General features: G+C 42.5%; 7 protein-coding genes, 4 tRNA genes and 1 riboswitch. Of the genes, 5 read left to right on the top strand and 6 right to left on the bottom strand.

Annotated elements, in window-relative coordinates; genetic code table 11:
- Nucleotides 1-2: 2 nt before the first annotated feature.
- The 4 genes from metH to murQ all read right to left on the bottom strand — a co-directional run bounded on the left by metH (nucleotide 3) and on the right by murQ (nucleotide 6,206).
- Complete coding sequence (gene metH / locus ACSBL2_RS23950; protein ID WP_442589073.1) at nucleotides 3-3,662, bottom strand: methionine synthase; 3,660 nt, start codon at nucleotides 3,660-3,662, stop codon at nucleotides 3-5.
- A 123-nt stretch (nucleotides 3,663-3,785) separates the two neighbouring features.
- A riboswitch (SAM riboswitch) is annotated at nucleotides 3,786-3,894 on the bottom strand.
- A 122-nt stretch (nucleotides 3,895-4,016) separates the two neighbouring features.
- Nucleotides 4,017-4,766, bottom strand: coding sequence for a Bax inhibitor-1/YccA family protein (locus ACSBL2_RS23945; RefSeq protein WP_442589072.1), 750 nt, complete (start codon nucleotides 4,764-4,766; stop codon nucleotides 4,017-4,019).
- A gap of 52 nt (nucleotides 4,767-4,818) precedes the next feature.
- Nucleotides 4,819-5,391, bottom strand: a complete 573-nt coding sequence (locus ACSBL2_RS23940) for a hypothetical protein (RefSeq protein ID WP_442589071.1) — start codon at nucleotides 5,389-5,391, stop codon at nucleotides 4,819-4,821.
- A complete protein-coding gene (murQ, locus tag ACSBL2_RS23935; RefSeq protein WP_442589070.1) occupies nucleotides 5,391-6,206 on the bottom strand; it encodes an N-acetylmuramic acid 6-phosphate etherase in 816 nt (271 codons plus the stop codon). The genes ACSBL2_RS23940 and murQ overlap by 1 nt, the downstream gene beginning before the upstream one ends.
- Nucleotides 6,207-6,447: 241 nt before the next feature.
- Here murQ and ACSBL2_RS23930 point away from each other — a divergent pair, with 241 nt between their 5' ends.
- Nucleotides 6,448-8,055, top strand: coding sequence for a S41 family peptidase (locus ACSBL2_RS23930; protein ID WP_442589069.1), 1,608 nt, complete (start codon nucleotides 6,448-6,450; stop codon nucleotides 8,053-8,055).
- Nucleotides 8,056-8,113: 58 nt separating this feature from the next.
- Here ACSBL2_RS23930 and der read toward each other — a convergent pair whose 3' ends face one another.
- Both der and era read right to left on the bottom strand, forming a co-directional pair.
- A complete protein-coding gene (gene der / locus ACSBL2_RS23925; protein WP_442589068.1) occupies nucleotides 8,114-9,415 on the bottom strand; it encodes a ribosome biogenesis GTPase Der in 1,302 nt (433 codons plus the stop codon).
- A 46-nt stretch (nucleotides 9,416-9,461) separates the two neighbouring features.
- A complete protein-coding gene (gene era, locus ACSBL2_RS23920; RefSeq protein WP_442589067.1) occupies nucleotides 9,462-10,340 on the bottom strand; it encodes a GTPase Era in 879 nt (292 codons plus the stop codon).
- Nucleotides 10,341-10,450: 110 nt separating this feature from the next.
- Here era and ACSBL2_RS23915 point away from each other — a divergent pair.
- From ACSBL2_RS23915 to ACSBL2_RS23900, 4 genes are all read left to right on the top strand, one after another.
- Nucleotides 10,451-10,523: transfer RNA gene (locus ACSBL2_RS23915), tRNA-Met, on the top strand.
- A gap of 41 nt (nucleotides 10,524-10,564) precedes the next feature.
- Nucleotides 10,565-10,636: transfer RNA gene (locus ACSBL2_RS23910), tRNA-Glu, on the top strand.
- Nucleotides 10,637-10,719: 83 nt separating this feature from the next.
- Nucleotides 10,720-10,796: transfer RNA gene (locus ACSBL2_RS23905), tRNA-Met, on the top strand.
- Nucleotides 10,797-10,833: 37 nt separating this feature from the next.
- Nucleotides 10,834-10,905: transfer RNA gene (locus tag ACSBL2_RS23900), tRNA-Glu, on the top strand.
- Nucleotides 10,906-12,240: the final 1,335 nt, after the last annotated feature.

The following is a 12,240-nucleotide window of genomic DNA, read 5'->3' as shown; positions in this document are numbered from 1 at the left end:
GGTTAATAGGCTAAATTAGGGCTAAGCCATCTTTCGGTATCTTCGAGTGACATTTCTTTACGCAGGGCATAGTCTTCTACCTGGTCTTTGGTGATTTTACCAAGGCCGAAATACCTGGACTGCGGGTGTGCAAAATAGAATCCGCTGACTGCTGCGGTAGGGTACATGGCAAAACTTTCTGTCAGACGCAGTCCGATTTTCTTTTCCGCACCCAGCAACTCAAAAAGGGTTTCCTTTTCGGTATGATCCGGACAGGCCGGATATCCTGGGGCAGGCCGTATACCTGCATATTCTTCTTTGATCAGGTCTTCATTGCTGAGCTGCTCATCCTGCGCATACCCCCAGTATTCTTTACGTACCAGCTCATGCATACGCTCAGCAAAGGCTTCCGCCAGGCGGTCTGCCAGAGCTTTTGCCATGATGCTGTTGTAATCGTCATGATTGGCTTCAAATTCAGCGACCAGCTCATCGCAGCCGATACCTGTGGTTAAGGCGAACCCCCCGAAGTAATCCTGTACTCCCGATTCTTTTGGGGCAACAAAATCCGATAATGCATAATACGGTTGTCCTGCGACTTTTTCCGCCTGTTGTCTGAGGGTATGTATGGTGATCGCCTGGCCTTCAGCTTCCAGCAGGATATCATCACCGACAGCATTTGCCGGCCAGAATCCAATGACAGCTTTTGCCGTCAATAACTTTCCATCCACAATTCTTTTTAGCAATACCTGTGCATCATCGAAAAGCTTTTGGGCCTCATCACCTACTGATTTATCATTGAATATTTTCGGATAACTGCCCCTCAATTCCCAGGTATGAAAAAATGGTGTCCAGTCGATGTAGGGAACGAGTTCCGTCAGCGGGTAATCTTCAAAGGTTTTTGTTCCGGTGAAAGCAGGGGCAGGAGCCACGAGTGCAGGGTCGATCTGAAATTTATCTTTCCTGGCTTCTTCAATGGTTTTGAAACGCTTGTCTGACCGTTTATTTAAATGGGCTTCGCGTGCCTTGTCATATTCCTCCCTGATGGTATCCATATAAGCCACACGTGCATCTGGGTTCATCAGTGTACTGCACACCGTAACACTTCTTGAGGCATCAAGTACGTGGATTGCTGCACCAGAGTAATTCGGGGCTATCTTTACTGCAGCGTGAATTCGGGAAGTTGTTGCTCCGCCAATCAGCAGTGGCACCGTAAATCCTTCACGTTCCATTTCTTTGGCAAAATGAACCATTTCATCTAATGAAGGGGTAATCAGGCCACTCAATCCGATGATATCGGCATTAATTTCTTTGGCTTTTTTAATGATTTCCTGTGCAGGCACCATGACCCCAAGATCAAAAATCTCAAAGTTATTACAGGCCAGTACGACCCCGACAATATTTTTTCCGATATCGTGCACATCTCCTTTTACAGTGGCCAGCAATATTTTTCCAGCGGAAGAACTCTGGTCACCATCCGGATTATCCAGCTTTTCCTGCTCAATAAAGGGGAGGAGATACGCTACGGCTTTTTTCATGACACGTGCAGACTTCACCACCTGTGGCAGGAACATTTTTCCGGCACCAAAAAGGTCGCCTACAATATTCATCCCATCCATTAAAGGGCCTTCGATCACATGAATAGGGCGTGGATATTTCTGTCTTGCTTCTTCCACATCGTCATCCAGGTATTCTATAATTCCCTTAACTAGGGAATGGGATAAACGCGATTCCACGGATTCTTTTCTCCATTCCTCGTCTTTTACGAGTTCTTTGCCTTTAGATTTTACGGTTTCAGCGAAGTCTACCAGACGTTCGGTAGCATCTTCCCTGCGGTTTAACAATACATCTTCTACGCGTTCCAGCAGCTCTTTCGGAATAGCCTCATACACTTCCAGCATTCCGGCATTCACGATACCCATTCCCAGGCCCGCTTTAATGGCATGGAACAGAAATGCAGAGTGCATGGCTTCACGAACGGTATTGTTCCCTCTAAAAGAGAAGGAAATATTGGAAACCCCGCCGCTAACTTTCGCATAGGGGAGGTTCTCACGGATCCATCTCGTGGCATTGATGAAATCAACCGCATAATTATTGTGCTCTTCGAGACCGGTTGCAACGGTTAAGATATTCGGGTCAAAGATGATATCTTCCGCAGGGAAGCCAATTTCATCTACCAGAATATCATAAGAGCGCTTACAGATCTCTTTTCTGCGTTCAAAGTTATCTGCCTGTCCGTTTTCATCAAAAGCCATGACCACCACTGCGGCACCATAATTCATGATTTTGCGGGCACTGTCCCTGAATTTTTCTTCTCCCTCTTTCAGCGAAATAGAGTTGACGATACCTTTTCCCTGCAGACATTTCAGGCCGTGTTCAATAACGCTCCATTTAGAGGAGTCGACCATGATCGGCAGTTTAGAAATATCCGGTTCTGAGGCAATGAGGTTTAAGAATTTCGTCATTGCCGCCTCGGAATCGAGCATTCCTTCATCCATATTCACATCGATCACCTGGGCTCCGCCTTCCACCTGCTGGCGCGCAACGGCAAGGGCCGCTTCATAGTCACCACTCAGGATTAATTTGGAGAATTTCGGGGATCCGGTAATATTGGTCCTTTCCCCAATATTGACAAACATGCTTTCCGGAGTGATGGTTACCGGCTCCAGTCCGCTTAAACGCATGTAACGTTCCAGGACAGGTATTTTTCGTGGGTTTATATGTTTAGCTTTGGCAGCGATGGCAGCGATATGCTCTGGTGTGGTGCCACAACAACCACCTACAATATTTACAAATCCATGCTGAATAAAATCATCTACCAGTGTAGCGGTTTCATTGGGCATTTCATCATAGGCACCAAATTCATTCGGCAGACCGGCATTCGGGTAGGCAGAGACAAAACATCCCGCCTTTGCGGAAAGTTCTTCAATATGCGGCCTCATATCTTTGGCACCTAAAGCACAGTTAAAACCGATACTTAAAGGTTTTGCATGGACAACAGAATTCAGGAATGCCTCTACCGTTTGTCCTGAAAGTGTTCTTCCGGAAGCATCGGTAATGGTTCCGGAGATCATGATCTCTATTTTACGGCCAATCACTTCCTCATATTTTTTGATGGCAAAAATCGCTACCTTGGCATTCAGTGTATCGAAAATGGTTTCAATCAGGAGCAGGTCTGCACCGCCATCTATTAAACCTTTAACCTGTTCGTAATAGGCATCATGAAGCTCATCAAAGGTTAGTGCCCGGTATCCCGGATCATTGACATCAGGAGACAGAGAGAGTGTCCTGTTTGTAGGACCTATAGCACCGGCTACATAACATTTACGGCCAGGGTTGGCTGCCATAAATTCTGTTACCGCTTCTTTGGCAACTCTTGCTCCTTCATAGCTCATCTCATAGTCCAGCTCTTCCATCTGGTAATCGGCCAGGGAAATGCGTTGCGTACTGAAGGTATTGGTTTCAATAATATCAGTACCGGCTTTCAGGTATTCAAGGTGTATAGCTTTGATAATATCAGGGCGGGTGATGTTCAGCAGGTCATTGTTCCCTTTCACATCACATGGGTGGTTTTTAAAACGCTCGCCCCTGAAGTCTTCTTCTGTAAGGACATAGCGTTGTATCATGGTACCCATAGCACCATCAATAATTAATATTCGCTTTTCTAACTCTTCTCTAATGCTCATTATATCAGTTAATGCGTAGGCTTTTGTACAGGCGCATGTCCATTTGTTTTGAATGACAATAGATGATGCGAAGTAAAAAGGTACTAATATAGGCTTATGAGAATTCCGTGATGGACCGACTCTAACTTATCTTTCAGGAACATACATGATGTTCGAGTAGAATGTAGCACCTTGTAAGCACAGGTTGCTAAGACATCGTTGGGTCTAATCCCTCCGTCTTTCTTTATAAGCGAATACAAAAATGCAATAAAGAAAAATCAATTCCAAGTATTAGCGGGTTAAACCCCATAAAATTGCGAAAGCCACGCAAAACTGCGTGGCTTTCGGTATCATATACTGTAAATTGTCGTGTGACTATTTTCTTCCGCCAAATATTCTCAATAAGAACAGGAAGATGTTCAGGAAGTCAAGGTACAGGGATAAAGCACCCATGATCGCTAATTTCTTGCTGTCATCAGCTGCGATGCTATCGCCGTTTTCTTCGATGCCTGCACCAATTCTTTTTAGTTTCTGCACATCATAAGCGGTTAAGGCAGTAAAGATTGCCACACCTACGAAGCTCATGATATAATCGAAGGTTGAACTTTGAAGGAACATATTCACCACACTCGCAATGATTAAACCTACTACACCTACCATCAGGATAGGGCCGAATTTACTCAGGTCAGTATCTGTGGTATAACCAAGGACTGCCATCAGGCCGAAGATACCAGCAGCAGCGGCAAAACAGCCGATAACTGATCCTGTGGTATAAATCAGCAGGATAAAGCTTAAGCTCACACCGGTAAGCAAGGAGTATAGGATGAAAACCCCAATCAGTGCACTATAAGACATTTTACTTAATCCGGCACTCATGAGTAAAACCAATCCCAGCGGAGCGAACATCGCTACGTAACCCAATATTGATAATCCTTTACCATCAGCCTTAATCAGGTAACTTAACATTTCGGGGGTATTTGCCATGTAAACCGAAGCTACAGTTGAAATACCTAAAGCGATAAACATCCATAAAAACACGTTAGCAAAGAATTTTTTCGCTACTGCGCCTGTCTGATTTTCTACAAATACGGACTTTTCTGACCAGTTATAATTATTGTTATCCATTTCTTTTTAAAATTATATTTAAATATACAAGTTCTATTGATCTAAGCAAAAGTTATGCCCCTAGTCTTTTTGTCAGAATTTCTTCAACTTTCCTGAAAAACTGTAAGGGTTTAAGTGTCCTCCATGCCAAATCGTCAAGTTCACCACCAAAATTGATATAGTAATCAATGTTGCTGCTCCTGAATTCCTCAATCACATGCGGGTTAAAGTTGATTCCTGAAATCCAGCCGTCTTCCACATCCTGGAACCACTCTTCATAATAGCTGTCTTCTTCCGAGGAATGGTAGTTCAGGATATTTTCTCCAATAAGAATAAACTTATTGATGCCTTCATCTATCATGAGTTCCAGGATTTCACGTTTCAATAGCATAATATCATTTGAAATGGCATCATTCCATTCCCCTATGAATTCTATGATTGCATAGCTGTGGTCATAATCTACATAAAGGACTTTGATGTAAAGGGTGGAAGAGCCGAAATCGTCCCACTGGGGATGGATTAAGAAATTATACAGCTGCTTATCGAAGTAAAACTCTGAATATTCCGTATTGAAAAACGGAGATCGCGGATCTTCGGCGGCAATATAGTCGTCGCGCCAACGGTAATAGGGTTCTATTTCGTGCATTATTCTTTTGTTTTAGTGCCGGCCAGTACTGCTTTTCTTACACTTCCATAACGGATCAGTAAGGCTTCGGCCTCCTGGTAAGCAATATTTAATTCATTCATCACCATTTGCGTTCCCCTGTCCACCAGTTTATGGTTGGTTAACTGCATATCTACCATTTTATTGCCTTTCACGCGGCCCAACCGAATCATTACCGTGGTGCTGAGCATGTTGAGGACAAGCTTTTGGGCTGTTCCGGATTTCATCCGGGTGGAGCCTGTCAGGAATTCTGGTCCCACAACCACTTCCACCGGGAATTCACTGGCTGCAGCTACCGGACTACCTGCATTGCAGACAATACACCCCGTGAGTACCTGCTGCGCAGCGGCTTTTTGTAATCCACCGATCACATAGGGAGTTGTGCCTGATGCGGCAAGCCCCACCAGACAGTCTTTTTCATTGATATTAAATTCGCTCAGGTCGGCCCAGGCCTGCTGATCGTCATCTTCTGCATTTTCTACCGCTTTCCTGATGGCTTTGTCACCTCCGGCAATAATGCCGACAACCTCATCGAAAGGCACACCAAAAGTAGGTGGGCACTCAGAGGCATCAACCACGCCCAGACGGCCACTGGTGCCTGCACCAATATAAAAAAGACGTCCCCCATTTTTCATTCTTTCCGCAACTGCAGTCGCCAGCTTTTCAATTTGTGGGAGACATTGTTCTACAGCGAGTGGAACCGTTTTATCCTCATTATTGATGCTTCTGAGGATATCCATTACACTCATCTGGTCAATGTCATGGTATGTTGAGTCCTGTTCGGTTACGCGTATCATAGTTTTATTTTGAGTTTATCCTTCAATTGTGAAAAAAGCTGAGCTTCCTCCCAGGTATAGCTTTGTAAAAATCGTCAATTTCTTTTTAATCATGAAATCTGAATACAAAACTACAGATGAAAAAGGGAACTCCGTTGATTATCAGTGAAAATGAGTTGGATTGAAAAAAAACAAAATATAAATACGAACGGTTAATTAATAATGACACTGTAATTTTATAGCTTTGCAAAACAGCTCATCCATGAAACCAACTACCCGTCAAAATCTTTTGATAGCCCTTACGTATTCTGTCACTTTAATTGGCGGGATGTTCTTGGGTTACAAGTTTTTAAAGGATCAGGGCTTCACTTTTGAGCGTAATGTACAGTTTGCTGACAACAATGCTGAAAAGGTGGATCAGATCATTAACCTCATCAACAGGAATTATGTGGATGAAATTAATGCAGACACCCTGAGCCGTGGGGAGATTGATAGCCTTTTGCACCAGCTCGACCCGCATAGCGTTTACCTGCCGCCAGCTACAGCTGACGAACAAATGGAATTACTTGACGGAAGTTTTGATGGGATAGGCATAGAATATTATGTGCTGAAAGATACCTTACTCGTGACCAATGTCATTAAAGACGGTCCAGCCTTTGCTGCGGGATTAAAACTTGGAGATAAAATCCTGAGGATTGACAGCCTGTTTGTCAGTGGAAAACACCTGCCGCGCGAAAAGATGATCGGAAGGATTAAGGGACGTAAGGGAACGTCTGTACAATTACTGGTGCTGCATTCCGGGAATACTTTGCCGGTATTAATGAATATTAAACGTGGACGTGTGAATGTGAGCAGTATTGATGCCGCTTATATGATCAGTCCCGATGCCGGTTATATCAGGATCAGTGAATTTGGTGCAAATACGGATAAAGATTTCATCTCTTCGGTAAGGACACTCAAGGTACAGGGAATGAAAAAGCTGATCCTTGACCTTCGTGATAATGGTGGTGGGTACCTGACTGCCGCAACCGGACTGGCGAACCAATTGCTGCCGGAGAACAAGCTGATTGTTTATACACAGGGCAAGCATGAACCACGGACAGATTATATTGCTACCGGTGGAGGGGAATTTGAAGATGGAAAACTGGCCATTCTGATCAATGAAAATTCTGCTTCTGCGAGTGAAATCCTTGCTGGTGCAGTACAGGATCTGGACAGGGGGGTGATTATTGGCCGCCGTTCCTTTGGTAAAGGTTTGGTACAGGAACAATTTCCCTTTGGAGATGGCTCTGCCTTAAACTTAACGATTGCCAGGTATTATACCCCGCTTGGAAGAAGCATCCAGAAATCCTATAAAAAGGGGTATACTGCTTATCAGAATGAGATAGAAGACCGTTTTGCTGACGGAGAGTTAACTGAAAAATCACTCAGTACAAAAGATACCCTTGCGAAGAGCACTGTATTTGTAACCGGCATGGGGAAAAAGGTTTTTGGAGGTGGGGGTATTCAGCCTGATATCTATGTGAAAATGGATACGACGGGAATGAATAAATTTTACAATACACTGCTTTCCCAAAAACTCATCTTCGATTATGTATTTGATGTGCTGGCCAACAGGTATAAAGCTTCCTATCTGGAACAAAACCTGCTATCGTTCAATATTAAGGAAGAAGATTATAAAGACTTCGTGCGGTTCATTCAGCACAAAAAGATGGCGATTGATTATAAACAGCTGTCTGCCTCAAAACCCATGATCTGCTCAGATCTAAAGGCATTGCTATTTAAATACCATTTAGGGGAAGCCGGTTATTATAAGGCTGTAAACCTAAATGACAGCATGGTAAAGCAGGCTTTATCCGCCTTGCAATAATCCATACTGTCATTTTTATCAGCAGCTGATCTTAATTTTTTGCTTGAAACAATCCTTCTTATTTTTGTCTGAAATAGATCTGGATCGGTACCCCGGAAAAGTCGAAGTGCTCACGTAATTTATTCTCAATGAAACGTTTGTACGGTTCCTTTATATATTGGGGAAGGTTACAGAAGAAAGCGAACATGGGTGACGATGCATTGATCTGGGTTACATATTTTACCTTGATATACTTACCTTTCAATGCTGGTGGAGGATAGTTTTCAATGATTGGCAGCATCACATCATTCAGTTTGGAAGTAGGAACTTTTTTGCTTCTGTTCTGGAATACCTCCAGGGCTACTTCAACAGCTTTATGAATACGTTGTTTGTTCAGCACTGAAGTAAATACGATCGGCACATCAGTGAAAGGCTGTAGTTTTGTACGGATCTGGTCTTCGAAGGCCTTCATCGTTTTATTATCCTTTTCTACCAGGTCCCATTTATTCACCAGGATCACGATACCTTTTTTGTTTTTCTCTGCAAGGTGGAAGATATTCACATCCTGCGACTCTAATCCTTCCACGGCATCTACCATCAGAATGACCACATCAGCCTCTTCAAGGGCTTTAATGGTACGCATGACAGAGTAAAACTCTATGTTCTCTTTCACCTTGGTCTTTTTGCGGAGACCAGCAGTGTCAATAAACATAAATTCATGTCCGAACTGGTTATAGTGGATGTGGATAGAGTCACGTGTAGTACCTGCAATAGGGGTTACAATGTTTCTTTCCTTACCCATCAGGGCATTGATTAAAGAAGATTTTCCAACATTTGGTCTTCCAACGATAGTTAATTTCGGTAATGCATTTTCTTCAATAACGTCATCCTCAAAGTGAGCGATCACATCATCCAGTAAATCACCTGTTCCGGATCCGGACATAGAAGAGATCGAATAGATATCTCCCAGACCAAAGCCATAGAATACTGCTGCTTCGTTTTCCAAAGCATTGTTGTCTACTTTATTTACAACGGTAAAAACCGGTTTTTTACTTCTGCGCAGTAATTGTGCTATTTCATCGTCAAGATCTGTAATACCGGTAGTTACATCTACCATAAATAGTAAAACAGAAGCTTCTTCAATAGCAATAATTACCTGTTCACGTATAGCGGCTTCAAAAACATCCTCAGAATTGGCCACATAACCACCGGTATCAATAACGGTAAATTGTTTGTGTGTCCATTCTGCGGTGCCATAATGGCGATCACGCGTTACACCACTGAAATCATCTACAATTGCTTTACGACTTTCAGTTAAGCGGTTAAAAAGGGTAGATTTGCCTACGTTTGGTCTTCCGACGATTGCGATAATATTACTCATGTATTTTATTAATTGTATTAATTATTAAGGGGTTGCAAAGGTAGGTTTAATTTTCGTACCCGAAACTTTTTAAATAATTCTTTTTACTTCTCCAGTCTGGCAGTACTTTAACGAAGGTTTCGAGGAATACTTTCTGGTCTAAAAACTTCTCAATATCCTTACGGGCTTCAGTACCAACCTTTTTTAACATGGAGCCGCCCTTGCCAATCAGGATGTTTTTTTGCGAGTCGCGTTCCACAATGATCTCGGCACTGATGCGTGTCAGCTTTTCTTCTTCCTTGAACGCTGTAATAATTACCTCGGTGCTGTAAGGGATTTCTTTCTGATAGTTGTTGAAGATTTTTTCCCTGATGATCTCAGAGACGAAGAAACGCTGGGTTTTATCGGTCAGTTCTTCTTTATCATAATAGGCGGGATGTTCAGGAAGGTAATCCAGTACCATGGGCATAATTCCTTCCAGGTTATATTTATGGAGGGCAGAAATGGCGAAAATATGTTTTGGTTTCAGCAGTTCCTGCCAGTATGCCTGTTTTTCATCTACCTGTTCCTGTGTTGCCCCGTCAATCTTATTGATCAGTACAATCATTGGGATGGTAGAAGTAATGATTTTTTCCAGCACATCATTTTCATCATGCTGTTCATTGATGTCTGTAACAAACAGGATTAAGTCAGCATCACTTAAAGCTCCCTTTACAAAATTCATCATGGAATCCTGTAGTCCGTAGCGTGGTTTGATGATGCCGGGAGTGTCAGAAAATACAATCTGAAAATCTTCTTCATTTACTATTCCAAGAATACGGTGACGTGTAGTCTGGGCCTTAGGTGTGATGATGGAGAGTTTTTCCCCTACCAGGGCATTCATTAACGTGGATTTACCCACATTTGGCTTACCAATTATGCTTACAAAACCTGCTTTATGCGACATTGAATATTTTTTAAAATAAATTTGCATTGCAAAGAAACGAAATATATCTTTGCAGACCAATTTAAAACAAAGGAAGATTTATTCTTTTAGTGATTTAAGTTGATAAATAGTGCGGGGTGGAGCAGTTGGTAGCTCGTCGGGCTCATAACCCGAAGGTCATCAGTTCGAGTCTGGTCCCCGCTACCTGGAGAAGCAGCGCCTGCAAAGGTTAGCTGTTTTGAAAAGGCCCGTTCGTCTACCGGTTAGGACGCCAGATTTTCATTCTGGAAATAGGGGTTCGATTCCCCTACGGGCTACAAAAATCCGCTTTATGTGAGTAGAGCGGATTTTATTTTTTAAATGGATACATTGGCTTCGTAGGAAGCAGTTGAACATATAGTGCGGGGTGGAGCAGTTGGTAGCTCGTCGGGCTCATAACCCGAAGGTCATCAGTTCGAGTCTGGTCCCCGCTACCCAGGAGAAGCAGAACCTGTAAAGGTTGGTCGCTTCAAATGGCCCGTTCGTCTACCGGTTAGGACGCCAGATTTTCATTCTGGAAATAGGGGTTCGATTCCCCTACGGGCTACATCACCCGCTTTACGAAAGTAGAGCGGGTTTTTTGTTTTGTACCAAAGCCCAAAACTTGGGATCAAGTGGCTGTGGATCAAGGTCAAAAGTTGTGGGCAGAGGCAAGATGTTCAGCTTGAAAGTGTTGAACTCTCCCGAGGTGATCACGAGATGAACACCTGTTGTGTTTTATACTTAATGATCCTGTCTCAAATAAACTGAATCAAAGTCCGTCCAGAAAGAGGAAGGAATACAGATTTTGATGCTGAAGATATGATTTCTTTTTATTTAACTATTGGTTAACTATAGCTCAGCGGATGGCAGCTGTATTAAAAATACAAATCAGACTGAAATTTTCTCGATCCCTGACCATGGAAATATGTAGGGTAAACGGATTTGTAATTGATCAGAAACCACCTCAATCCGGTGATAGATGTCGACTATTGTGCCGGGCGCTGTATAAGAATTGATGATTTTACGTTTTTAGGCTATTTAAAGCTTTGCTGTGCACTTAAATGCTAGCATTTATATTGTAACCTGTGCTGAATTATTAATTCGCTCAGAGGTCATTATATGAAGTATTTTCATTTTGCGCAAAACTGGCAATAGTTTGTGATTGGCTGTATTTAGAACTTGGTAATGGGTTTAAAATTGTTCGATATGTCCTCGGGCAAGCTGCGTGTCAGCTGCGAGTTGACTGCGACTTTTGAGCGTGTAAAAAACACTAGTTATTTTTACACGGACTTTTCACGGAAATAATATACACCTGAGTCGCTCTCTGACCGAGGACGTATCGAACAGATAGTAAATACAATTACTTAAAATCTGTGTTTGTTTGATTTAAATTTATGACATATATGATATTAAAATAATTAATAACGGATTGTATGTTTCTTTTTGTAAGTTCTGATAAGCACATAAAATCTACACCTGTTCCCGATTTAAAATCAATCTGCTTTTTTGGAGGCTTCGTATTTGCTTCCCGGTACTGTGGGGGCATCATTGATATTTTTGAGCAAGATGAATGTGTAAGAGTAAAAAATGGTGATCAATTCTCAAGCTGCTTAGATGCTATTTCTATAGAAAATTAATGCAAAAACTCAAAGCGATTAGAAGTCAATTCAGGTGGAGGAGAAAGATCAAATTCTTCTTATAGAGGTGAACACGGATTTATATCTACTTTAACATGCTCCCCACAACTTTTGGTCTTGATTCGTTTTTACCTTACTGTAAAACAGGAGGACAAGAAAAGGAGAAATTGGCTGATTCTGATTGTTGTTAATAATTAGTTAACATAGGTTTAATGCGCTGTTATCGCCTGTGCTGTACTTTTGGACCTATCATATAGGTCATC

Source organism: Pedobacter sp. AW31-3R (genome assembly GCF_052180285.1).
Classification (GTDB): Bacteria; Bacteroidota; Bacteroidia; order Sphingobacteriales; family Sphingobacteriaceae; genus Pedobacter.
The sequence above is the reverse complement of the archived record's forward strand: the minus strand, read 5'-3'. Positions and strand labels throughout refer to the sequence as shown.